At 43.1% G+C, this 24,492-nt stretch carries 20 protein-coding genes; 13 read left to right on the top strand and 7 right to left on the bottom strand.

What is annotated here, in order from left to right; genetic code table 11:
- The first annotated feature begins 212 nt into the window (after nt 1-212).
- Nucleotides 213-1,514: a hypothetical protein gene (locus tag RG47T_RS01075; RefSeq protein WP_074487493.1), complete on the top strand. Its 1,302-nt coding sequence runs from the start codon at nt 213-215 to the stop codon at nt 1,512-1,514.
- 151 nt (nt 1,515-1,665) lie between these two features.
- Here the strand turns inward: RG47T_RS01075 and RG47T_RS01070 are convergent, their stop codons facing one another.
- The 3 genes from RG47T_RS01070 to RG47T_RS01060 form a co-directional block, all read right to left on the bottom strand.
- Nucleotides 1,666-2,184 carry a GNAT family N-acetyltransferase gene (locus tag RG47T_RS01070; RefSeq protein ID WP_074487491.1) on the bottom strand — a complete coding sequence of 173 codons (519 nt, stop codon included), beginning with the start codon at nt 2,182-2,184 and terminating at the stop codon, nt 1,666-1,668.
- Nucleotides 2,185-2,248: 64 nt separating this feature from the next.
- A complete protein-coding gene (gene purN / locus RG47T_RS01065; protein ID WP_074487489.1) occupies nt 2,249-2,827 on the bottom strand; it encodes a phosphoribosylglycinamide formyltransferase in 579 nt (192 codons plus the stop codon).
- Between the two features lie 78 nt (nt 2,828-2,905).
- Nucleotides 2,906-3,400 carry a hypothetical protein gene (locus tag RG47T_RS01060; protein ID WP_074487488.1) on the bottom strand — a complete coding sequence of 165 codons (495 nt, stop codon included), beginning with the start codon at nt 3,398-3,400 and terminating at the stop codon, nt 2,906-2,908.
- 222 nt (nt 3,401-3,622) lie between these two features.
- Between RG47T_RS01060 and yiaK the strand changes: the two genes are divergently transcribed.
- A complete protein-coding gene (yiaK, locus tag RG47T_RS01055; protein WP_074493011.1) occupies nt 3,623-4,612 on the top strand; it encodes a 3-dehydro-L-gulonate 2-dehydrogenase in 990 nt (329 codons plus the stop codon).
- 165 nt (nt 4,613-4,777) lie between these two features.
- Here the strand turns inward: yiaK and RG47T_RS01050 are convergent, their stop codons facing one another.
- Both RG47T_RS01050 and panB read right to left on the bottom strand, forming a co-directional pair.
- Nucleotides 4,778-5,515, bottom strand: a complete 738-nt coding sequence (locus RG47T_RS01050) for an RluA family pseudouridine synthase (protein WP_074493009.1) — start codon at nt 5,513-5,515, stop codon at nt 4,778-4,780.
- 232 nt (nt 5,516-5,747) lie between these two features.
- On the bottom strand, nt 5,748-6,563 hold the full coding sequence (gene panB / locus RG47T_RS01045) for a 3-methyl-2-oxobutanoate hydroxymethyltransferase (protein WP_074487486.1): 816 nt from the start codon (nt 6,561-6,563) through the stop codon (nt 5,748-5,750).
- Nucleotides 6,564-6,762: 199 nt separating this feature from the next.
- On the opposite strand from panB, the gene carA reads away from it, so the two are divergent.
- Nucleotides 6,763-7,863 (top strand): glutamine-hydrolyzing carbamoyl-phosphate synthase small subunit, encoded by a 1,101-nt coding sequence (gene carA, locus RG47T_RS01040; protein WP_074487485.1) that lies wholly within the window; start codon nt 6,763-6,765, stop codon nt 7,861-7,863.
- Nucleotides 7,864-7,999: 136 nt separating this feature from the next.
- On the top strand, nt 8,000-9,568 hold the full coding sequence (locus RG47T_RS01035) for a GH39 family glycosyl hydrolase (protein ID WP_074487483.1): 1,569 nt from the start codon (nt 8,000-8,002) through the stop codon (nt 9,566-9,568).
- A 24-nt stretch (nt 9,569-9,592) separates the two neighbouring features.
- On the opposite strand, the gene RG47T_RS01030 is transcribed toward RG47T_RS01035, so the two are convergent.
- Nucleotides 9,593-11,212 carry an amidase gene (locus RG47T_RS01030; RefSeq protein WP_074487482.1) on the bottom strand — a complete coding sequence of 540 codons (1,620 nt, stop codon included), beginning with the start codon at nt 11,210-11,212 and terminating at the stop codon, nt 9,593-9,595.
- Between the two features lie 966 nt (nt 11,213-12,178).
- Between RG47T_RS01030 and RG47T_RS01025 the strand changes: the two genes are divergently transcribed.
- From RG47T_RS01025 to RG47T_RS00985, 9 genes are all read left to right on the top strand, one after another.
- Complete coding sequence (locus tag RG47T_RS01025) at nt 12,179-14,551, top strand: ATP-binding protein (protein WP_074487481.1); 2,373 nt, start codon at nt 12,179-12,181, stop codon at nt 14,549-14,551.
- Between the two features lie 13 nt (nt 14,552-14,564).
- Entirely contained in the window at nt 14,565-15,134 is a 570-nt protein-coding gene (locus tag RG47T_RS01020) for a Crp/Fnr family transcriptional regulator (protein ID WP_074487480.1), read from the top strand.
- A gap of 56 nt (nt 15,135-15,190) precedes the next feature.
- On the top strand, nt 15,191-15,868 hold the full coding sequence (locus RG47T_RS01015; RefSeq protein ID WP_074487478.1) for a hypothetical protein: 678 nt from the start codon (nt 15,191-15,193) through the stop codon (nt 15,866-15,868).
- 452 nt (nt 15,869-16,320) lie between these two features.
- Complete coding sequence (locus RG47T_RS01010) at nt 16,321-17,124, top strand: AraC family transcriptional regulator (protein WP_074487477.1); 804 nt, start codon at nt 16,321-16,323, stop codon at nt 17,122-17,124.
- A gap of 77 nt (nt 17,125-17,201) precedes the next feature.
- A complete protein-coding gene (locus RG47T_RS01005) occupies nt 17,202-19,103 on the top strand; it encodes a M3 family metallopeptidase (RefSeq protein ID WP_171972453.1) in 1,902 nt (633 codons plus the stop codon).
- A 122-nt stretch (nt 19,104-19,225) separates the two neighbouring features.
- Entirely contained in the window at nt 19,226-21,586 is a 2,361-nt protein-coding gene (locus RG47T_RS01000; RefSeq protein WP_074487474.1) for a S9 family peptidase, read from the top strand.
- Between the two features lie 239 nt (nt 21,587-21,825).
- Nucleotides 21,826-22,305 (top strand): FUSC family protein, encoded by a 480-nt coding sequence (locus tag RG47T_RS00995; RefSeq protein WP_074487473.1) that lies wholly within the window; start codon nt 21,826-21,828, stop codon nt 22,303-22,305.
- A gap of 84 nt (nt 22,306-22,389) precedes the next feature.
- The gene (locus RG47T_RS00990; RefSeq protein ID WP_074487471.1) at nt 22,390-23,184 is read left to right on the top strand and encodes an SDR family NAD(P)-dependent oxidoreductase; all 795 of its coding nucleotides are present in this window, start codon (nt 22,390-22,392) and stop codon (nt 23,182-23,184) included.
- A gap of 61 nt (nt 23,185-23,245) precedes the next feature.
- Entirely contained in the window at nt 23,246-23,926 is a 681-nt protein-coding gene (locus RG47T_RS00985; protein ID WP_074487470.1) for a GNAT family N-acetyltransferase, read from the top strand.
- A 144-nt stretch (nt 23,927-24,070) separates the two neighbouring features.
- On the opposite strand, the gene RG47T_RS00980 is transcribed toward RG47T_RS00985, so the two are convergent.
- A complete protein-coding gene (locus tag RG47T_RS00980) occupies nt 24,071-24,448 on the bottom strand; it encodes a DUF4430 domain-containing protein (protein WP_074487469.1) in 378 nt (125 codons plus the stop codon).
- Between the last annotated feature and the right edge of the window lie 44 nt (nt 24,449-24,492).

Here is a 24,492-nt window from a genome sequence, read left to right as displayed (position 1 = left end):
TCCAAAAGCCATTAGCAAACATTATGGGCTTAATTAATCTCCTTGCTGTAATGGATGCTGAAACTAATTTACAACAAATTAAAGATTTACTTGCCGAAAGTGCCAAAGAGTTGGATAACGTTATTAAAAGCATTACAGACAAAACGGTATAATCAATTAAAGTAGATGTAAGCAACGCAACATATTTACCTTTAGGCCGTCTTTAATCTATTATGAAAAAACTGTCTGCCTTATTGTTACTTAACCTCTGCATACTACCATTAGCCTACGGCCAATACAGTACCCGGAAAGTAATTACTACAGATATTGATAATTTCTGGACGGCATACGACAGTATCCGCACCACTAACGACAGCCTTAAACAGCTTTACTATATCCAGAAGCTATACGTTAATAGAGGCACCCCCGGTTTAAAGGCATTTATGGAAGCCAAAGATTACACGCCGGGATCTTACGTGTTTGCCATACGCCGCTACCCTAAATTCTGGGCATCTGTACGAAATAATACTTATAAGGCAAAAATTTTAACCTCCGAATTTGACCCGGCTATCAAGACCCTCAACTCCATTTATCCGGAACTGAAACCTGCCGTTATTTACTTCACTATAGGTGCGCTTAACTCGGCGGGTACCTCGGGCAACGGCATGGTACTCATCGGTGCCGAACTGGCTACCGGCGACAGCACGGTTGATGTATCAGAATTGCCCCCTGCGTTGAAAAGCGGCCTGGGCCCTTACTTTAGAAGCGATCCTTTTCAACATATTGTTCCGCTGAATATACACGAGTATGTGCATACCCAGCAGCATAGCGAGGCTTACAACCTGCTGGCCCAATGCATTTATGAAGGCACCTGCGATTTTATAACAGAACTGGTTACGCTTAAAACCCTGCCCCTCCCTTATATGAGTTATGGCCCCGAGCATCAGCCCGAACTCAAGGCCCAGTTTGCCACCGAAATGTTTTTAAACACCTACCGTAACTGGCTTTATAATGGCACCAACAATGGCAAGGTTGGCGATTTGGGCTATTTTATGGGTTACACCATTTGCCGCTCGTACTATAACCACAGCAAAAACAAAAAGCAGGCTATTAAGGATATGATTGAACTTAATTATGCCGATACTACAGCAGTGGAGAATTTCCTGGTTAACTCCAGGTATTACGAGCAATCGCTTGCGCAGCTGCACCAGGCTTATGAAGTTAAACGGCCGATAGTAACCGGCGTATCTGTTTGGCCCAACAAACCGGTAAACCCAAATACCAAAGAAATAAAAATAGATTTTTCGGCAGTAATGGGCCGCAGTACGGCGGTTGATTATGGGCCCGGCGGTAAAGACACTTACCCCGTAACCGGGATCTCCGGCTTTTCGCCCGATAAAAAATCATTCACCTTTAAGGTAGACCTGCAACCCGATACCGACTATGATTTTATAATCACCGGTGGCGGCTTCCGCTCAGCAGAAGGTTACCCGCTGGTATCTTATACGGTTAAGTTTAAAACAGGGCCGAAGTAGTTTAGTATTAAATTGTGAATTAGCAAGTTGCGATCTCACCCCGTCGTGCCGAACTTGTTTCGGCATCCCATAGGGCAGGTAGTAACTTTTAGGATCGCAGACTTAGCATATGGGTTCCCGAAACAAGTTCGGGATGACGAGATATCGTATATTACCTTACATTTTCCAGCCAAAAATGCGGCTTACCCTCGTAATCAAAAGTTTCTAAACAGGTAAAGCCTTCCTTCTCCAGAACCTTACGCGACTTCAAATTATTAACATCTGTAAGCGCATAAAGCGTACTTTGATTAAGCTGATTAAACCCATAATAGCGGCATGCCATGGCAGCTTCTGTGGCGTAACCCTTTCCCCAATATTTTTTAATGAGACGGTAACCGAGGTCATAAAAGTTGGTATGATTATTTACGGTATTGCAGATTAGTTTCAAGCCAGTCCAGCCAATAAAGCTGCCGCTTGCCTTTTCTACCATCGCCCAGCGGCCAATACCATTATCTATATATTGCTGGCGGATAAAGGCGATCACTTCTTGAACCTCTTCAATAGTTTTCACGGGCGCATTGCCCAAAAACTCATGCACCTCAGCGTCCGAATCGAGTTCGAACATAGCCTGGTCATCTGATGGCAGCAGTTCACGAAGGATAAGGCGCTCGGTTTCGATGAATATTTGCACAGGATATCACTTAACAGATAGAATTACTTTCTAATCTTTCACTCTTTTACCCCGGGCCATTAACCTAACTCTTTATCTTACTCAACAATCCCTCTATCACTTTCGGGAAGTTTTGGTGCTCTAATTGCTGGCCTTTAAATTTAACAACCTCCAGCGTATCGGCAGGGTCTATCTTAAATTTAAACTGATGGATCACCTCACCCTCGTCAAAATGCTCATTTACAAAGTGGATGGTTATGCCCGATTCTTCTTCTTTGTTATCCAATACCGCCTGGTGCACCTTGTCGCCATACATACCCTTGCCGCCATACTTTGGCAACAATGATGGGTGTATGTTAATGATACGATTGGGGAAAGCCTGTAATAACGACGACGGCACTAACCATAAAAAGCCTGCAAGCACAATCAAATCAACCTCCAGGTTTTTAAGCAGTTTAACTACACCGTCTGTTTCAAAAAACTCGTGGCGGGTAAAAGCATGCGACGGTATTTCGAAGTTATCGGCACGTTGCAGTACGTAAGACTGCGGATTATTACTTAGTATCAGCACCACTTCGGCCACTGTACTGCGTTTAAAATGCTCCAAAATTTTTTGTGCATTAGAGCCCGAGCCTGAAGCAAAAATGGCGATTCTCTTTTTCAAATTATCCCCTATTTAGTGTTAATGATCTCAAATATAAAATTTTGAACCATATTTTAAAGCCTAAGCCTGCATTATGAGTTAATCCTGATGAATAAAGCCCCACCTTTTGATCACCCGCTTGGTTGTGGAACTGTAATAGGAGTTGATATCGCCCGTTTGCAGCACCAGTGAGTAGCCACCCAGGTTCATGATCTGCGAATTTAAAAAAGGCTTATCGGTAGTGTCCCGCCCCGAATTGCTGGTATCCCTGCATACCATGTTTGATTGCAGGGTAACCTTATCGTTGCTAAACTGCCACTGGCCTTTATTAGTAGTATCCCTGCAAATAAAGTTTTCGTAAGTGCAGCTTTTATCGGCAGCAAAGGTAAATTTTTGTTTAAGCAGGCAGGTGGTATTCAGCGTATCCGTTTCTATAAGCGATGAACCCACGTAAGTAAACACCTGCACAGAAGCCAAAGTCCACGGCGAAATGGTTAACAACCTGTCAAGCGAACTTTGATCGTCCTTTTTACAAGAGTTAACGGTAAGTATAACCAAACCGGCAAGTACCAAAACAATTAAATTTTTCTTCATTAGCATCAGCAGGCAAAAATAATAAATCCCTGCTTAGTTAACGGCAGCAATGAGTTGTTATTTTATAAGTATTAAAAGCTCATTAACAGCTAATAAAAACGGCAACGCTTAATTATGTTTTTTATATTACAATACATTATAAAACCGCATCTTACTTTTGCTTTAACCAGATTATATATCTGCACATTTACACATCTTAACATCTTCTGCTCCATTAAATATATGCGTATTCCTTTTCAACAAATGCAGGCCGAGTTTAGCCGCATACTTTTAAAGTTAAACTTTACACCTGCCAAGGCCGAAGCCATTGCTACCATATTTGCCGAAAATAGCCGCGATGGGGTTTATACGCACGGTTTAAACCGTTTTCCGGTGTTTGTAAAATTTGTAAAGGAAGGCCACGTAAAACCCGATGCCGAACCTACCGCCGAAACAGGTATGGGCTTAGTTGAACGCTGGAATGGCAATTATGGCCCCGGCATGTTAAACGCAAAGTTTTGTATGGATAGGGCCATACAACTGGCACAGCAACATGGCATAGGCTGTGTAGCTATTAAAGATACCAACCACTGGATGCGCGGCGGCACTTACGGCTGGCAAGCCGCCGAGGCCGGTTGCATAGGTATCTGCTTTACCAATACCATTGCCAATTTACCGCCCTGGGGAGGCATCGAGCCGCGGTTAGGAAACAACCCTTTAATAATAGCCGTACCGCGTAAAGGCGGCGATGTGGTTTTAGATATGGCTGTTTCGCAATATTCTTTCGGCAAGCTGCAGCAATACCGTTCATCGGGCGAACCATTACCTTTGCCGGGTGGCTACGATAAGGCAGGTAAGCTATCAGTAAATGCGGCAGAGATCATCGAATCGCAACGCTTACTGCCGGTTGGTTTTTGGAAAGGCTCGGGCTTATCCCTGATGCTCGATCTGCTGGTAACCGTATTAAGCGGCGGTAACTCTACCGCCCGGGTTTCTGAAAAGAAAGCCGAAACCGGTGTATCACAGGTATTTATCTGCATTAAACCCAATGATGATGCTTTGACCGATAACCTGATCGAGCAAATTATGGATTATACTAAATCGAGCAGTTTAATTGATGTTGATAACCCTATCCGTTTCCCGGGCGAAGGCACCTTGAAAACCCGCGAACGGAATTTGAAAGAAGGCATACCTGTTGATGAAGTAATTTGGAATAAAGTGCTGGGATTGTAACCATCTAACCCTTGCGATCGTTTGCAACGCGTGCATACCGGGTGGGCATTTGCAATGCCTTGTACATTCGGGGATTTATAAATCCCCTGTCGTGTTAAGCACGCGTTGCAAACGCGCGCAAGTTGAAAGCTAAATCTCGATTCTTGCCTCTGTATACTTGTCTCTCTACTCTCCCTTCACCGCATCATCATCCTTATCCTGTATCAAATGCGCAAACTTTTCCCAAAAACCATCTTTAGGCAAGGGGGCCTTAATATCTACAGGTTCGTTTTTTACGGGGTGGATAAATTGCAGACGGCGGGCATGCAGGCAAATGCTTTTACGCAGACTACCACGTGGGTAACCATATTTATTATCGCCCACAATAGGGCTGTTTAAAGACGCCATCTGCACCCTAATTTGGTGCGGGCGGCCGGTTATAGGGTTTACCTGTATCAGGTAATAACCATTAAGCTCGCCAACCATCCGGTAATTTAACTCGGACCGCAGGCTGCCTTTTACTTCATGATCGTGAGCAGTGGTAACATTTTTCTTCGGGTTTTTAACCAGCCAGTGTACCAGGTTACCATCAGGCGGGTTAGGGCAGTTACGTACCACGGCGTAATATATTTTACGGGTTTGCCGGGTTTTAAACAGTTCATTCATGCGCTCGAGCGCCTTGCTGGTTTTGGCAAAAAGGATTACGCCGCTTACGGGCCTGTCCAGCCGGTGTACAACGCCTAAAAAGGCACCATTAGGTTTGTTGTACTTTTTGGCGATGTATTTTTTAACCTTCTCGTCCAGCGGCTCATCGCCGGTGTCATCTACCTGTACAATATCCCCTGCGCGTTTGTTAACGGCAATCAGGTGGTTATCCTCGTACAGGATATCTTTATCAGTTACATCGAATGAGACGTTTGCCATAATATTTAGTCCGGAAGGTTGTATGTTGTTTTGTTTTATCCTAAATGTCATGCTGAACTTGTTTCAGCATCCCACAGGACATGTCGTAAACTTTTTATATCACAGACTTAACATGTGGGATGCCGAAACAAGTTCGGCATAACGGACTTGTTTTATTCTTTTGTCCTTTGTCTTATATCTTTCAGTCCTTCTTTCGGACTTCCCGTCTTTCTGACATCCGGATTCTCCTTAATTAATACTGCTCCTTTTCGTTCGGGAAATCCCTTGCCTTTACATCGCTCACATAGTTCTTGATTGCCCCGTTCATCACATCATATAAACTGGCGTACTGGCGTAAAAACCTTGGGCGGAATCCTTTATTGATCCCCAGCATATCGTGGATTACCAAAACCTGGCCAGAGCAATCCTGCCCGGCGCCGATACCTATTGTAGGGATCTGCAAACTTTCGGTTACTTCTTTAGCCAGTGCGGCCGGTATTTTTTCTATCACAATGCCAAAGCAACCCAGTTCCTGCAATTTTAAGGCATCTTCTTTTAACTTCTGCGCTTCGGCTTCTTCTTTAGCTCTTACAGTATAGGTACCAAATTTATAGATAGACTGCGGCGTTAAGCCCAAGTGCCCCATTACCGGGATACCTGCCGTTAAGATGCGGCTAACAGATTCGGCAATCTCTATACCTCCTTCAATCTTTACCGCGTGGGCACCGGCCTCTTTCATAATACGGATAGCCGAATTGAGGGCTTCTTTAGAATTACCCTGGTACGAGCCAAAAGGCAGATCGACCACAACCAATGATCGGCTCGCGCCACGCACCACTGACGAAGCATGATAGATCATCTGATCGAGCGTGATGGGCAACGTCGTTTCATGACCCGCCATTACGTTCGATGCCGAATCACCAACCAGTATTACATCAATCCCCGCATCGTCAACAATCTTAGCCATCGAATAATCGTAGGCAGTAAGCATGGCAATTTTTTCGCCACGGTTTTTCATCTCCTGCAGGGTATTGGTAGTAACCCGTTTGATCTCTTTATTTACAGACATGGCACAATATTTTTTGTTGCGGAGCAAAGGTAGAAACTACTTTTACAAATTATTGAAATTTTACTTAGTATACAGATTTAAAAATCGTATTTTTGCACCGTGAATCCGGAGGTCTGTTACTTCATGTTTTCTACCCTGTTTCGAGGAGCTATTTTCAAGCCTAAGCACCTCAGTATTAATCATTCAACTTTTTTTAATAATGACCAACTACACCAAGCTACCGGCTGTATTATTACTGGCTGACGGTACCGTTTTTCATGGTAAAGCTGCCGGAAAGATAGGCACCACCACCGGAGAGATCTGTTTTAACACAGGTATGACCGGTTACCAGGAGATTTTTACCGACCCATCTTACTTCGGCCAGATTATGGTTACTACCAACGCCCATATCGGCAATTATGGTATTACGCATGACGAGGTTGAATCTGAAAAAATTCAGATTGCTGGTCTGGTTTGTAAGAACTACAACATCGCTTACAGCCGCAAACAGGCCGACGAATCAATCCAGGATTACTTTCAGGAGCAAAACCTGGTTAGTATTTCAGACATTGATACCCGCCAGCTGGTGCGTTACATCCGCGAAAAGGGAGCTATGAATGCCATCATCTCTTCAGAGATTTTGGACATTGATGAGCTGAAAGAAAAACTGGCTGCCGTACCTTCAATGGATGGGCTTGAACTTTCGTCGCAAGTATCAACCACCGAAACGTATACCGTTGGTGAGGCTGATGCACCTTACCGTGTTGCGGTATTAGATTTGGGTGTAAAGAAAAACATCCTGCGTAACTTCTCTAAACGTAACGTTTTTGCCAAAGTATACCCGGCTAAAACTACCTTTAAGGAAATGGAAGCCGATTTTGAACCGAATGGTTACTTTATCTCAAACGGCCCCGGCGACCCTTCGGCCATGGATTATGCTATTAGTACCGTTAAAGATATTTTAAGTTCAGAAAAACCGATGTTCGGTATTTGCTTAGGCCACCAGTTGTTGGCTCTGGCTAATGATATCCCAACTAAAAAAATGTTCAACGGCCACCGCGGATTAAACCACCCGGTTAAAAACGTAATTAAGAACCATTGCGAAGTTACCTCTCAAAACCACGGTTTTGGTGTGGTACAGGATGCCGTACGCGCATCAGACAAGGTTGAGGTTACCCACATTAACTTAAACGACCAGTCGATAGAAGGTATCCGTGTAAAAGGCAAAAATGCCTTCTCGGTACAATACCACCCCGAATCATCTCCGGGCCCGCACGATAGCAGGTACCTGTTTGATGATTTTATCGATATGATGAAATAATATTGCAGCGATAAGCCGCAACAACAAAGGCCAGGTTATATGATAAGTATAAGCCTGGCCTTTTTTTATTACATAATTTTATTGTTAAAAGATTCACTATTATTGTGATATCCAGACTTAAGTCACCGCGCCAATTATGCCTGCCAAATACTGCCTTATACTTGCCTTTTTTGCGTTCTTATGTTTTAACGCAAAAGCGCAAAACCGAACCATTGATATTAACATCAATAACACAAAAGGCCCGCTATCAAAAAGTTTTAATATGTGCGTTGGCGCAGGCCGCGCCAATGAAGGTTTACGTGCCGACTGGCAAAGGCAGCTAACCATTACACAGGCTGAATGCGGATTTAAATACATTCGCTTCCATGGCTTATTGTCTGATGATATGGGTGTTTACTCCGAAGATAAGAATGGGCACCCGGTTTACAATTGGCAATATATCGATGAGCTTTTTGATTTTCTGCAACAGATCCACATGAAGCCCTTTGTAGAGGTTGGCTTCATGCCCGGCGCACTGGCAAGTGGTAATAAAACCATTTTCTGGTGGAAAGGCAATGTAACACCACCCAAAGACTACCAAAAATGGAACGATTTAATTAAAGCTTTAGTAACGCACTGGACACAACGTTATAGCCAAAAAGAAGTAGCAAGCTGGTATTTTGAGGTTTGGAATGAACCCAATTTAAAGGACGGCTTTTTTACCGGCACACAACAGGACTATTTTAAGCTATATAAAGAAACGGCTATGGCCATTAAAAGTGTATCGGCAAGCTATCGTGTGGGCGGCCCGGCAACTGCAGGCAACGCATGGGTACCCGAGACTATCGCTTTTTGCATTCAGCAAGAAGCGCCGATTGACTTTATCAGCACGCATGATTATGGGGTAAAACAAGGCTTTTTGGACGAAAAGGGCAATACAGGTACAATTTTAAGCCGCGACCGGAATTTGATAGCCAATGATATGCACCATGTTAAACAACAGATCCAAAATTCTGCTTTGCCAAACCTCGAACTCCACTATACCGAATGGAGCGCATCGTACACCCCATCAGACCCGATCCATGACAGCTACCATGAAGCTGCCTTTATTTTAAACACCATAAAACATGCAGCACCCTATGTAAATTCAATGTCGTATTGGACGTTTACCGATATTTTTGAGGAGGCCGGCCCTCGTACTACACCCTTTCACGGTGGCTTTGGATTGATCAATTACCAGGACATTAAGAAACCTGCCTACTATGCTTTTAAATATTTGAATGAACTGGGCGATACCGAATTGCAATCTGCAGACTCGAGCGCTATCATATGTAAGGATGCTAAAAACAATGTACAGGTATTAGTGTGGGACTTTACCATCGACCACCCCGGCGATAGTGTAAACAACCAGGTATTTTATAAAAGAAACCTCCCGGCCAAATCATTACCTCCTACCCATCTAAAAATAGGGGGATTAAAACCGGGTAAATACACACTAAGCATCTACAAAACCGGCTACCAGGCAAACGACCCTTACACAGCGTACTTTAAGTTGGGCTCGCCTTCGCAGCTAACTATAGCACAAGTTAAATTACTTAAACAGGGCAGCGGCGCTCCTATTGAGCAGGTTGTTGTTAATGTAAGCTCGTCGGGCAGCTTTGGTAAAGAACTAAACATTCGCCAAAATGATGTGCTTCTAATTAAGCTAGACCGGGTTAAGCAATAAGGAACATTCCCCCCCCAAAAAAAATTACGCTAATAATGGTGCTTTAAATTCGGGGGCTATCCGTTTATTACTGGCTTGTTCATAAGCATAGGCCATTTTCAACAACGGCCCTTCGGTATATGCTGTACCGAAAAACGAGATCCCAATGGGCAGGCTGCAATAACTCCCCATGGGTAAGGTAATATGCGGATAGCCGGCCATTGCTGCCGGAGACGAAAACGAAAACCCATTACCAGAATCGCCATTTACAAGGTCGATACATATGGCAAAACCATTGGTTGGGCCAATGATAGCATCCAGCTGATTATCCTGCATTATTCTGTCAATGATTGTACGCGACATACCGTTTGATTTTTTTAGGGCATCGAGGTATTCCTGTGTATCTAACCCGCCTTTGGTTTGGGCTAATTCTAATTCGTCTTGTTTAAAATAAGGCATCGCTTTGGCTTCGTTCTCTTTATTAAAGGCAATTACATCTTCCAGCGTTTTACATTTAGCATTGGCCTTACTCAGGTACTGGTTAACGCCGTCTTTAAATTCATATAACAGCACGGTATACGAGGCGCTTCCTATCACTTTCAATTCTTTTGATAATTCAATTTCAACTACCGTAGCACCTTTGCTTCGCAAAGTTTCTACAGCGGCTTTAAGTAAAGCCACCATAGCAGGATTACCTTGCAGGGCAGATTTTTCTAATCCAAGGCGTTTACCTTTCAGCCCATCTGTATCTAAAAACTTAGTGTAATCTTTTTCTATCTTCCCTTTACTGGGCAGAGTATAACTATCCTGCTCATCAACACCGGCAAGTGCGCTTAATAGTATAGCCGCGTCTGTAACCGTACGGGCCATTGGCCCGGCGGTGTCCTGGGTTTTAGAGATAGGTATAATACCATACCTGCTTAACAAACCAACCGTTGGTTTAATACCCACCAACCCATTAACTGAAGATGGTGATACTACAGAACCATTGGTTTCGGTACCTATCCCTACTGCACAAAGGCTGGCTGCAACGGCAGAACCGGTACCCGCGCTGGATCCGCTTGGGTTACGATCAATAATATAAGGGTTTTTAGTTTGTCCGCCCCTGCTGCTCCACCCGCTGGTAGAGCGCGACGAACGGAAATTGGCCCACTCGCTCAAATTGGTTTTACCCAATATTACCGCCCCCGCTGCACGCAGTTGCTTAATTATAAAAGCATCCTCTTTGGCAAAGTTGTCGGCCAGGGCCAGTGCGCCCGCGGTGGTGTGCATTTTATCGCCGGTATTAATATTGTCCTTTATTAAAACCGGGATACCGTGCATAGGCCCGCGCACTTTACCGCTTGCCCGCTCTTTATCCATAGCGTCGGCTATGCTTAGGGCATCCTTATTTAATTCTATAACGGCATTTAATTGGGGGCCGCTTTTATCAATTGCTGCAATACGTTTTAAATAAAGTTCTGTTATAGCGCGCGATGTTAGCTGCTTGCGCTGCATTTTTTGCTGCAGCTCTGTAATGGTAGCTTCTTTTAATTCAAAAGTATCATTAAAATTACTACTATCATTTTGTGGGCCGGGGAGTGTATTTGCGTATGATGTACTTACCAGCGAACCAAGGGTAAGGCCGGCTAATGAGCCTTTTTTTAAGAAACTTCTTCTTTGCATATTACTAAAAGGGTTAATACTCCCTTAAGTAACAAAATTTTAGGCATTTACAGAAACGCGACCAAATTAACTACAAAATAAAACAGGGTTACCATATGGCAACCCTGTTTTATTTATTACCCAAGTAATAATAATTATGCTTTTGCCTTAGGGGCAAAAAACACTGGTGCTAAAATAGCAGCTATTACTACTGCAACTCCTAATACTACTGACATGATGATTTGATTTAAATTAAAATACTTAATGCTAATTTTTTGCAGAATACAATCTTCACAAACGCTATAAGTCTTGTTATAAAGCGGTTCGGATCATAATCTTATGTATAGCATGGCGCTATAAACATGCCATAAAATAGTTGAGGCCAAAAGCACAAGATAAGTGCCTGAAATCTGATTTTTTGAAATTATTAATTTTCCAGATCTGCTTTTAAAAAACCACCCAATTACTAAATATTAACACAACTTTTAAGCTATCTAATATAAAAAGAACCTTTTATGATGAAATACTTATTCTTTTTTAAGAATTTATAGATTGGGAAAGACAAAATATACCAGTTTAAGCATTTATTTAATTTTTATTTAAATAATCCGTGTACATATATTTTAATATCACATACCAGCATAATATGCCGCTACATAAAATGTGCTTTTATTTATCTAATAATTTTTTTTCAGGGTAGGAATACCATCTTAAGGGTATAAAAAAAACATGACCGACAATTTGTCATCACACTGACATTTAACTTATTACCCTCTAAAATATCATAAGTAAGCTGCCAAAATACTGACAAAAACATTTTATAAGTGTACAGAACTGCGATTAACCTAACTTTAAATCATACCAATTTGCGTATGCTTTAAAAGCTCTCTCCAATATTTTTAATAGCTGTGTAACAAATTTATTTAACAACAAGGGTATTATTATTATGTAAATCAGTTTCCTAATAATTAAGTTTGTAGTATCCTGATGAATATTGTTAAACACTTGTTTATCGCATTATTAGTAATGCATTGCAGTTTAGCATTAGGCTTTATTCCTAATAGCTCTAACGGCCCGGTCGCAATAAACGGCTTGCTAGACTTGCGTAAGCAACGTTTTGATCAGCAAATACCACTTAATGGTAAATGGATTTTTTACTGGCAACAACTGCTAGCCCCCGGCGAAACAACAGCCAGCAAAGCAACCCTGGTTGATTTTCCGTTTAAATGGAATGGGGCTATACTTAATAGAAAAAAACTCCCTTCTTTTGGCTATGCCACCTATCGGCTTACAGTACTGCTGCCGCCCACAACCGAACCCCTGCGCATTGCCATACCAGAAACTTATTGTGCCTATAAACTTTACATAAACGGCAAACAGGTTGCAGCCAATGGGCAGGTAAGCACATCTGCCGAAGGGTTTATTCCTTACTGGCAATACCAGGCTTTTGATGTATTACAAGGCACAGACACCTTGAAACTCACTTTACAAATCGCCAATTTTGTACATACCCATGGTGGCATTAGCAAAGCACTCATCATTGGCAATAAATCATTGATCGAGCTCGACAGGCGACGTATAGAAGCTATTGACCTGCTACTAACAGGCTGCCTTATTATGGCCGGGCTTTTCTTTTTAGGTTTATACCTGCACGGCAACCGGGATAAGGCCATTCTGCTTTTTTCGCTGTATTCCATTGTCTATGCCTACCGTGTTATTGGCACAGATAACTATGTATTACACACCCTTTACCCTAATATCAACTGGTACATTACAGCCAGGCTAGAGTACATCAGTTTGTTTTTAGGCATCTGCTTGTTCGGCCTTTATACCCGCCAACTATATCCTAAAGACGTTAATAACAAAATTGTATATCTAATAAGCAGTATTTGTTTTGTATTTGCTATTGCGGCTTTGTGCCTGCCTGCCATATACTTTACGCAGTTAATTAACCCATTTTTGGTGGTTATGCTTTTTTGCCTGGTGTACATACCTTATGTATACGCATTGGCCTACAAGCGAAAACGCCCCGGCGCTATTTATGCGTTAATGAGTGCATTTGCCTTAATGATCATATTCGCCATTGCGTTATTTCATTACTGGGGCTTTATACCGCAACTGCAATTTATCAGTTTTCTTTGCTATATCAGTTTCTTCTTTTTACAATCGCTGGTATTATCGCACCGGGTTTCGTTTGTATTAAGGCAGGCGCGCGAACAGGCAGAGCAGGGCTTAAAAGCCAAAAGTGAGTTTCTAAGCACCATGAGCCATGAAATTCGTACCCCCCTAAACTCGGTTATTGGCATGAGCTATTTACTTTTAAAAAGCAACCCGCGGCCAGATCAGGCAGAGCAAATTGATGTGATGCTGTTTTCGGCCAATAACCTGCTGGCCATAGTAAATGATATTTTAGATTACAATAAAATTGAAGCCGGTAAAATAACTTTCGAGCATATCGAGATGGACATAGCAGCCATAGCCCGTAACATTGTGAGCGGGTTGCAAACCTCGGCTCAGGATAAAGGTATAGATCTGAAACTTGATGTTGATGGGGCACTGCAAAATAAAATACTGGGCGACCCTACCCGTATATCGCAGGTTATTTCTAACCTGGTACACAACGCCATTAAGTTTACGCCCAGGGGCTTTGTAGAGATTGGCATAGAAGTACAAGGCCAAACAGATAAAATAATAACCTTAAGGATCAGGGTTTCAGATAGTGGCATCGGGATCTCTCCCGAAAAACTCGAAATTATTTTTGATCGCTTTACCCAGGCCGATTCTTCTACCTCCAGGGGTTTCGGCGGCACGGGCTTAGGCCTGGCCATTTGTAAAAGAATTTTAGAATTGCAGCATTCCTCCTTACAGGTTAGCAGCAAACCGGGCAAAGGTTCTACATTTTTCTTTATACAAAGCTTTGAAAAAAGCATCAAAACAATTGAACAGCAAAACCTGGAAAGCAATTTACCCCGGCAAGAAGACAAACCTTTTACTGGTATAGCTATTTTACTGGTAGAAGATAACCCCATTAATGTACTGGTGGCGCAAAAGTTTCTAGAACGCTGGGGAGCCAGTATCGATGTTGCCGTTAATGGGCTTGAAGCATTAGAAAAACTCGATATCACTAAACACAAATTAATATTAATGGATCTGCACATGCCCATAATGGATGGGTATGAATCAGCTAAAAACATGCGTAAGATTGGCATTACCTTACCCATCATTGCGCTTACCGCCAACCTGCTTAACGAGATTGAAGAACAGGTTAAACTGGCAGGTATTGATGACATGATAGCCAAACCCTTTTTACCTGATGAATTATTTAGAAAGGTGTTGCATTACCTATACAAAAACAATTAGTTTAAATACCTGAGTGGACAATTACCTGCACATTAAAACCATACTTGGCAAACTTCATCATTTTACAGATGAGCATATTGATCTTTTTTATAGTATGCTTTCTGTAAAGCAATTGAAGAAGAATACTACACTGCTAAAACCCGGGCAGGTTTGTAACTTTATAAGCATTGTATTAAAAGGCAGCCTGCGAATCTATCATATCAATAATGAAAAAGAACACATTCTCTCTTTTTTCACTGAAGAAAGCTGGGCGGCCGATCATAACAGTTTTGTAAGCCAAAAACCATCAGTAAATACCATACAAACGATGGAACCTACCGAAGTGGCTATTATCTCGATACAAAACCTGCACAAGCTGATAGAAACCGATCAACAGTTTATGATATTAGGCCGGATATTAAAAGACCTTACCATACCGCAGCAGCTATCCGTGCATCATACGTCTCCGCAAGGCCGTTATGACGATCTGATGCTGCAACACCCGGAATGGATTATCCGATTTCCGCAAAAGCACCTCGCCTCCTACCTCGGTATTACGCCCGAAACCTTTAGCCGGGTAAAACGCAAGCATTTGTTTTCTTGATTGCAATCAAGTTTAGGTATTACCTGCTAAGCTAGCTTTGGTAAATACAAAAAACCATGCAATCTTCTACATTTTCACTTCGCAGCATCCTTGCGGTATTGTTAGTATTATTCCCGGTATTAATGATGCTGGCCTTTGCCATACACTTTGGCTCGCTGCACGCATTTTTTGATTTCCGGCTAAGCCGTAAAACCTATAATAGCGGCGGCCTTTTCGATGCCTTGGTCAGCGGCCGGGGCCACGGTTTTATCATGGCGCATTCGGTAGCCTTTTTAACGGTGCCCTTGTTTATGATTACCACTGGTGTGCTCAGTTGGTTTTTGTATCTGCAGAAACCCCTGCTTGCCTTTACCGGCGCAGCCATCGGCCTAATTGGCTGTACCGCATTAGCAGCAGTGTTTGGCGCGTGGCTCTCGTTCTCTGGCATCCAGGGCCTCGATCAGCAATATTACGCAGGTGCGCGCCAAGGCTTTATCCAACTTGTACAAATGAAAGGCATGCTCAAATTTATTACGCTAACGTCATACCTCAGCTTTATAGGTTTGGGCATACTAGCTGCCGGATTGGCTTGGGTAAAACAGTTTAACTTGCTCAATATGCTTTGTATCATTATTGGGGTTATCTTATTTGTAACCTTTATGGATATGGATAACTGGATGTTTATCGGCTCTATCTTTTTATTGATTGGGTTTGTACCGGTAAGCAGGCGACTGAAAAACGGTAACGACAAATAGTATTATAAAATACTATCGCAATTACACGCAAAGTGAAAGTCGCTATTAGTGACTTTCACTCCGTTTTTTATCTTAAATTATTATATTCAACTCGCCAATACTCAAAAAGGGGAACATTTTGAAGACACACCCAGATTCGGCAAAACAAGAATAAACCCGGAAAACATGTGCTGATAAATTCCTAATTAAGCTGTTCAATAAACAAAAAAACGCTTAAGACTTAAAAAGTTTAACTAACCTATTTATCCTTAACTATAACAGCTTATTAAATCAAAATATAACCCAGTACAAGCCAAAGATTAAATTGGGTAACGGCAAAAAAGAAGACAAACTGCAGGGTACTGCTGATGATAATGAGTAGCAAACCCACGTTGCTACAGATACTTTTTAATGCTTTAAGAAAACTGCGCTAATTATGTAGCATTTGCTTATTATTATGGTCTTATAGCTATATGACCATACATCCGGGAAGCATTTTTTTAGGGAAAAACCAATTGAGCAGGTCTGTAAGCGGCTGCACCGTTGCCTTAACCAGCTATAATGGGAACAGTAGTTTTGAAGAATGGCACGCGCACCAAAATTCCAGTATCAGCTTCTTGCTAAACGGAACACACCAGGAAGACCTGTTTGGCAAAAAATATAAACGGGTACCGGGCGATATTAAATTTATACCCGCAGGCGAGCTGCACCGTTGTAACCATTATACAGTTGATGCCCGCAAGATCAATCTTGATTTAAGCAACATTTTGCTGAATGAAATGGACACGTCTGCAGATCAGATCATGAACCTACTTAATGATTCATCGCAAGCTAAATTTACCCTGCTTAAATTCTATCACGAATTGAATGATAACGATAGCCCCGTGCCTGCCGCTGTGCAATTAATGCTGTACGAGTTGCTGCACCCTACCAGAACAGAATGGCAACTTACAGACAAGCATTTACCAAACTGGGCCAGCCGCCTGCAACAGATATTACACGATGAATGGAACCTGCCCTTTGACCTTCATGACTTGGCTAAACGGATAGATGTGCACCCGGTTACGATATCGCGTTATTTCCCTTTGTATTTTTCAGCTACTTTTAGTAATTATATCAGGTGCATTAAGGTAGATAAGGCATTATCGCTTATTAAGGCTACACAACTAAGCCTAACCGAAATTGCCTACAGTTGCGGCTTTGCAGACCAGGCACATTTTACCCGTACTTTTAAAGAGGTAACAGGCTACCTGCCAAAAGATTTCAGAAAAATCTAACTCAAACATGGCCAAGGTTAATTACATACAATTTTACCTGCTTTGGCAAGGGTATGTTTGCATGTAAATTGTTTAATATGCCATCATTAAATATCAGCCTCAAAAAACTATATATTATTGCAGCCTGTTTGCTGTGTTTAGTTACAAACAACTACGCCCAGCAACAATTCGACCCTTTTGAGGGTAATGCCCCGGCATTCCACGCTAACATGGTCCGTTATTTTAAAAGCCCGGCAGATGAGTTGAATTCCCGCAAATTATTATTGGATAGCGTAAAAACGTTCCAAAACGATTCTGTTTGGACTATGGCTAACCTGCTCCCTCATTTAAACCGATACGAAAAACTGCTCATCTCCCTGCAAAAGCATTATCAGTACCATCGCTTGCTAGCCTATATCAATAACAAAGATACCTTAGCCCGCAAAGCATCAAACCAAACAGACGAGATACAGGGAGAGCTTAACAGCCGTGTAGACAAAATTTTACTACAACCACAGTTCGCATCCCTAACAGATCAGCAATTTAGCCAGTATGGGGTAAGCAAATACAAATACCTGCTCAAAAATACCCAACAAAACGCGGCTCATAATCTTTCGCCCCATGATGAGAAACTGGCTAATCAATTAACGGGTAACATGATCGACCAGCTTACCGACCGCTACGATAACCTGATGAACGAGATTAAAGTAACCGAGATTTCGATAGATGGAAAAACTTACAATTGGGCCAGCTATAAACCAGAATTAGCAAAAACAACAGATGCTAAAGCGCATGCTGTAGGGCTAAAAGCCTATTATAACGCCTACTATGATGCTTACAGTTCACATGCTGAAGTATTTGCTGCCACTTTGATTGATATTACGCGACAAAAAAATGCTCTGGCTAAACTGCAGGGCTTTACCAGCACACCGGAGAGAATTTATCAGCGCAGGCTGCAACTATCAGAAACAGGCGTAAAACAAATGCTGCAGCAAATGACCAACCATGCCGGTGTACTGAAAGCCTACAAGCAATTGCTGATGGAGCAAACGCAACACACTACCGGCCTTAGCAAAGTATATAGCTGGGACATTACAGCACCCGCTGGCTACACCTGGCAATCGCACACTTATGCCCAGGCCAGGCAACTCATTTTAAAAGCACTAGCCCCTTTGGGCGATGAATATGAGCGCAACTTTGCCAACCTGCTAGACCCCGCCAACGGCCGGCTCGAAATTGCTGGCGGCCCAAACCGGGTAACCGAGTTTACTTCGATAGGCTACTCGGGTATCCCCATTGGCTTATACATGAAAACTTATGACGGCGGCCTTAAAAGTACCCTTGTATTAGCGCACGAAGGCGGCCATGCCATTCATGAACAACTAATGAGCGACCATGCCACGGTACCGTCTTACTCGTCGGGCCCTAGCTTTTTGTTTGAAGCTTATGCCATGTTTAACGAATTACTGATGCTCGACGAAATGCGGAAGCAAGCCAGCACTCCGCAGGCTAAAGCCTTTTTTACCAAACAATTTTTAGATAAATTATCTCTTGAAGTATTTACCTCGGCAGAAGAAGGCACCTTTGAGCAGGGCCTTTATGATGGCGTGGCAACCGGTAAAATTAATACCCGGCGGGATATCGACAGCCTTTACACCGGCATCATGAACCAATACGATATTTACTTTGCCGGTGAACCCCAACGCCGCAGCGAATGGATTAATAAACGCCTGGTATTTGACGACCCATTGTATAATGTAAATTACCTGTATGCAATATTGGTAAGCTGTAAACTCTACAATATGCAACATGCCTACCCAAAAGGTTTTGCTATGAAATATAATGTGTTACTAAAAAATGGCTTCGATGCCCCGGCAGAAGACTTATTAAAAAAACAGATGGGCTTTGGCCTCGATAATAATGCCCTGCTCAATGGTACCCTGCAAATTATGAAAGATAAAACGGAGGAGTTAAGGCACCTCTACGAAAAGATGAAGTAGAAGTTACTTCTGTAACAACTTTATAAAACACACATAACACACGCCATCACTTCACCAGAATATATTTATAATTGAAATCGTTAATTTGCATAGCTTATTAGCTTTAAAAGATTCAACTTTCAATGATGAATAAATTTATACTGACCGCTTTAGCATCGGCAGCGGTATTAGCTGCACAAGCTCAGCAAAGCGGCGCATTATCTACAAGTGATTATGCACGCGCCGAAAGCATGCTGACCTACAATACCGAGCCACTGGTTGATCACGGGGCTGTAAAGCCTAACTGGCTACCAGGCGACCAATTCTGGTATCGCACTTTAACACCACAGGGTAGTGAGTTTATACGCATCAACCCTGCTAATGGTACGCGTAATGCGGCCTTCGACCAGCAAAAGCTGGCTAGTGCATTATCGGCAGTAAGCGGTAAAAAGTATGAAGCATCGATGTTGCCTTTTCAAACCATTAGTTATACGGCAGACGGCAAGGCTATTGTTTTTAAAGCAGCCGGGAAGCAATGGAAGTGCGACTTGCATAGCTACCAGGTAAGTATAAACGACTCGAAAACTACCAATGCTGATAGCGACCGCCCGGGCAGAGGTAAAAACCCGGAAGCATTATCTCCTGACGGTAAAAGAGCAGTCTTCATAAAAGAATATAACCTGTGGATACGCGAAGTAGCTACGGGAAAACAAACCCAGCTTACTACAGATGGCATTAAGAATTTTGGCTATGCTACGGATAACGCAGGATGGCAGTCAAGCGATGCAGCTATTGTGCGTTGGTCGCCCGACTCTAAAAAGATAGCCACCTTTAAGCAGGACGAGCGCAATGTTGGCGATATGTACCTGGTTACGACCAACGTTGGCCACCCAACGCTTAAAGCCTGGAAATATCCGCTGCCAGGCGACGAGCAGATTGCTACCATTAAGCGGGTGATTATTAATGTGGATGAGCCTAAAGTAATTGAGCTACAGATCCCGGCCGACCCGCATAGAAGTACCCTAAGTGATGACATATCGAGCGGTGGTATTTTGAATGATATAGACTGGAATGCTGATGCCACGCAAATGGCCTTTGTATCCACCTCGCGCGATCATAAACAAGAGAAGGTACGCATTGCAGATGCAGTAACCGGTGCCGTGCGCGAAGTATTTGAAGAAACAACCCCTACCCAATTTGAATCTGGCCAGGGTGCTATTAACTGGCGATACCTGAATAAAACCAACGAATTTATCTGGTACTCCGAACGTGATAACTGGGGGCACCTATACCTGTATGATGCCAAAACCGGCAAGTTGAAAAACCAGATCACCAAGGGAGACTGGATGATTACCAAGCTATTAAAAGTAGATGAAAAAAAGCGCGAGTTGTACTTTTTGGCTGATGGCCGCGAGGCATCAAACCCATACTTTACCCAGCTTTGTAAAATTGGTTTCGATGGTAAACATTTAACCGTACTTACGCCCGAAGACGGCAACCATCAGGTTACCTTATCGCCGGGTGGCAATTATTTTATAGATAGTTACGCTAAACCCGATGTACCTGCTGTTACTGTATTGCGCGGCATAGATGGCAAACTCATCAGCACTTTAGAGAAACAGGATATCAGTCGCCTGGTAGCCACCGGCTGGAAACCTGTTATACCTTTCAGCGTTAAAGCACACGATGGCAAAACAGACCTTTACGGTATCATGTTTACCCCTACCCATCTCGACCCGAACAAGAAATACCCGGTTATAGACTATATATATCCCGGCCCGCAGGGCGGCAGCGTTGGTAGCTGGTCGTTCGCTTCGGCGCGTGGCGATAACCAGGCTTTAGCCGAACTGGGCTTTGTGGTGGTAGTGCTCGAAGGTACCAGCAACCCCTTGCGCTCAAAAAGCTTTCACGATATGAGCTACGGCGACATGTCTGAAAATACCATTCCCGATCAGATAACCGGTATCCAGCAACTGGCGAAGCAATACCCATACATGGATATTAGCCGTGTGGGCATCTGGGGCCATTCAGGCGGTGGCTTTGCTACGGCCACTGCCATGTTTCGCTACCCCGATTTCTTTAAGGTGGGCATCTCAGAATCGGGCAACCATGATAACCGCAACTACGAGGACGATTGGGGCGAACGCTATGATGGGTTGTTAGTGAAAAACGCAGACGGTATATCTAACTACGAAGCCCAGGCCAACCAGAACTACGCCAAAAACCTAAAGGGTAAACTAATGCTGGCCCACGGCTTAATGGATAACAATGTGCCGCCGCAAAACACCCTGCTGGTAGCCGAAGCGCTGGAGAAAGCTAATAAAAGTTTCGACCTGGTAATCTTCCCCAACAGCCCGCATGGCTACGCCACTTATGGCCCCTACATGATGCGCCGCCGCTGGGATTATTTTGTTAAAAACCTGATGGGTATTGAACCGCCTTATGATTATTTGCTGAAGACAAAAACTGATCCGCGTAATGTGGAGGAGGAGAAAGGGCGATAGATCTAAACCATACAACATATAAGCCACACAAGGTATTGTGTCGCTACAATTATAGCAGAAAAGGGATGGTCAATGATTATCCCTTTTCTGCTATAACCGTGATATTTTTTATTGGGGAAGCGCTAGGGTACAAGCACAGCTACAATTTGCATTGTCAGCATGTATCAAACAAAAACTTTTTCTGTTAGCTTTATAGTAGAACGCATTCATCTGTTAAAAATTAAAAATATACTATAACGTTGGCATCAAAGTACAGCAATTTATTATTCTATATTTTAAAGTGTTTAATAGGCACCGCTATTGGTTTTTACCTGTACCGGCTATACCCTACTTTAGGCGCATGGTGCTTAATTTCAATTATATTGGTATTGTCCCCGGATGATAAGGACGCCATGAGTTTGGCCACCAACCGTATTATAGCTAACCTGGTTGGGGCATTTATCGGCTTAACACTGTTTTACATCCACCCCATTAACCTGCTCATGATTTGCATTGGCATTACCGCCTCTATCATCGTCTGCGAATTATTGAAAGTGCAAACCGCTACACGGTCGGCAGGGGTTGCCTTGCTTATTATTACCATGCACCAACCCGGGCAGTATTTTTGGGATGTTGCCCTTGAACGGGCAGGCGGCGTGGTAAGCGGCTGTATTATCGGTATGCTTATTACTTATGTATTTCATCTGCCGTTCTTGAAATTGGGAAAATCGAGCACCTAACTGTCACTTTAATTACATGTTTTATTTTCGATACAACTATAACTCACGGTAAGGTTTAGTTTAGTATAAATTAAACCACCTGCTATGGATCTGCAATTGAAAAACAAACTCGCCCTTGTAACCGGCTCTACTGCCGGGATAGGTTTTGCCATTGCCAAACAACTGGCTGCCGAAGGCGCACGTGTTGTTGTTAACGGCCGTACTAACCAGCGTGTAAATGCCGCAGTTGAAAAAATAATTGCCGAAACCGGCAACAGCGAAGTTACCGGTGTAGTGGCAGACTTTGCCGTACCCCAACAAATTGCAGCCCTAATAGCCCAGATACCCGAAGTTGATATATTAATTAACAACGTTGCCATATTTGAACCCAAAGCTTTTGCCGCTATTACTGATGAAGACTGGCTGAAATTTTACGAGATCAATGTTTTAAGCGGTATCAGATTGTCGCGTGCTTACTTCGACCAGATGCTGAAAAAGAACTGGGGACGGATCATCTTTATTTCTAGTGAGTCGGCCATACAGATCCCCGAAGAAATGATCCATTATGGAATGACCAAAACCGCCCAGATAGCCATTGCCCGTGGCCTGGCCGAATTAACCAAAGGCACCAATGTAACTGTTAATTCGGTATTGCCCGGCCCTACACTATCTGAAGGTGTGGGCAGTTTTATAGAAGGCCTGGCCAAAGGCCAGCAAAAAACTACAGAGCAGGTGGAAGAAGATTTCTTCAAAACCATGCGCCCAACCTCCATCATCCAGCGTTTTTTAAGTACCGATGAGGTGGCTAACATGGTCGTTTATTTATCAAGTCCATTAGCGTCTGCCACTAATGGCGCGGCCATCCGTGCCGAAGGCGGCTTATTAAAGAGCGCTGTGTAATTGATTATAATGATGATGTGGGACATGCACATCATCATTATAATTTGTTTATTTGCCGACGATGGATCACGTACTCGACAACCCCTTATTTAACGCCCTGCTTACCGGTAATAAACATTTTGCCAATGGCACTGCTGATGTTAAATACTTCCCAAAAGAAGTTTCGCCTTTTGCGGGTACGAAGGATTTAAGCGCGGCCTCATTAACACAACTCCATGATATGTTACCTGCCGACCGTGTTGTGGCCTTAATAACAGCCAGCCAACCGGAGATACCAATGCAGTGGCAGGTGCTGCATCAATCACTAGTACACCAGATGATGGGCAACGGGGTGCAGGTACCAGCCGGTAATAACGATGAAATTATTCCGCTAACTAAAGCCGATATCCCCCAAATGCTTGCACTCACCCAACTCACCAACCCTGGCCCGTTTGAAGAGCGTACCATTGAATTTGGAAATTTTGCAGGCATCTTTAAAAACGGGCAACTAGCGGCCATGGCCGGGCAACGCCTCCATATTGATAACTACGTGGAAGTAAGCGCCGTTTGCACACACCCTGAACACTTGGGTAAAGGCTATGCGCGGGCGTTAATTTTTCATCAGATAAAACATATTTTATCAGCCGGCAACATCCCCTTTCTCCACGTGCGTACTGATAACAGCCGGGCTATTAAAGTTTACCAGGATCTGGGCTTTGTAACAAGGCAGCAATTAAATGTTAATGTATTGCTGAAGAAGTAAGAGAAGCTGTTCTTTCCTTACAGTACGATTATTTCTATTCATTTTTTGTCAGGGCAGGGTCTGTCGGAGAGTACCCTGCGCGGACAAAAGAGGCTCTACTTACCACTTATTCGAGCTGCAAATAAAGTCATCGTATCCATTTAGCTATATTGTGGATTTAGCTTGAAATTTCGCAGCCAAAACAGTGTCCACATGTATTATAGCGTTATATAGGGTATAGGTAAATGTAATCACATCATTATCGTTTATATTTGTGCCATCTATACCCATATTGGATGCAGCTCCGTTAACGATAAAATCCCAAAAGAAATAAGGCGAATAAGTAGATACAAAGGAATCATAAGTACCATTGATCATTTCCACGAGGTAGCCATACTGACTTCCGTAATACTGCAATACATAGGTAAAACTTTTTTGCGGAGATAGCGCATTATAAGCTGCTTCAATAGCTATTTGACCGTTCATGCCAGCTTGCCAAGGTACTTGTACACTCGGGCCGCCTGTAATTGTGATGGTTACCATAAGATTAAGGTTTGTGACGCCTGTTTATTCAGGCTCTCTGAAGG

This window comes from Mucilaginibacter polytrichastri (assembly GCF_001911425.1).
GTDB classification, from domain to species: domain Bacteria; phylum Bacteroidota; class Bacteroidia; order Sphingobacteriales; family Sphingobacteriaceae; genus Mucilaginibacter; species Mucilaginibacter polytrichastri.
Note: the sequence above shows the minus strand (reverse complement) of the source record. Positions and strands in the feature narration are given on the sequence as shown.

Excerpts from the sequence above, each read along its gene's own strand:
- RG47T_RS01030 (WP_074487482.1), bottom strand. The coding sequence starts at position 11,212 with ATGCAAAGAAGAAGTTTCTTAAAAAAAGGCTCATTAGCCGGCCTTACC.
- RG47T_RS01060 (WP_074487488.1), bottom strand. The coding sequence starts at position 3,400 with ATGAAGAAAAATTTAATTGTTTTGGTACTTGCCGGTTTGGTTATACTT.
- RG47T_RS01025 (WP_074487481.1), top strand. The coding sequence starts at position 12,179 with ATGAATATTGTTAAACACTTGTTTATCGCATTATTAGTAATGCATTGC.
- RG47T_RS01050 (WP_074493009.1), bottom strand. The coding sequence starts at position 5,515 with ATGGCAAACGTCTCATTCGATGTAACTGATAAAGATATCCTGTACGAG.
- RG47T_RS01005 (WP_171972453.1), top strand. The coding sequence starts at position 17,202 with ATGCCATCATTAAATATCAGCCTCAAAAAACTATATATTATTGCAGCC.
- RG47T_RS01010 (WP_074487477.1), top strand. The coding sequence starts at position 16,321 with ATGACCATACATCCGGGAAGCATTTTTTTAGGGAAAAACCAATTGAGC.
- RG47T_RS00980 (WP_074487469.1), bottom strand. The coding sequence starts at position 24,448 with ATGGTAACCATCACAATTACAGGCGGCCCGAGTGTACAAGTACCTTGG.
- carA (WP_074487485.1), top strand. The coding sequence starts at position 6,763 with ATGACCAACTACACCAAGCTACCGGCTGTATTATTACTGGCTGACGGT.
- RG47T_RS01000 (WP_074487474.1), top strand. The coding sequence starts at position 19,226 with ATGATGAATAAATTTATACTGACCGCTTTAGCATCGGCAGCGGTATTA.
- panB (WP_074487486.1), bottom strand. The coding sequence starts at position 6,563 with ATGTCTGTAAATAAAGAGATCAAACGGGTTACTACCAATACCCTGCAG.
- RG47T_RS00990 (WP_074487471.1), top strand. The coding sequence starts at position 22,390 with ATGGATCTGCAATTGAAAAACAAACTCGCCCTTGTAACCGGCTCTACT.
- RG47T_RS00985 (WP_074487470.1), top strand. The coding sequence starts at position 23,246 with ATGGATCACGTACTCGACAACCCCTTATTTAACGCCCTGCTTACCGGT.
- RG47T_RS01035 (WP_074487483.1), top strand. The coding sequence starts at position 8,000 with ATGCCTGCCAAATACTGCCTTATACTTGCCTTTTTTGCGTTCTTATGT.
- yiaK (WP_074493011.1), top strand. The coding sequence starts at position 3,623 with ATGCGTATTCCTTTTCAACAAATGCAGGCCGAGTTTAGCCGCATACTT.
- RG47T_RS01015 (WP_074487478.1), top strand. The coding sequence starts at position 15,191 with ATGCAATCTTCTACATTTTCACTTCGCAGCATCCTTGCGGTATTGTTA.
- RG47T_RS01075 (WP_074487493.1), top strand. The coding sequence starts at position 213 with ATGAAAAAACTGTCTGCCTTATTGTTACTTAACCTCTGCATACTACCA.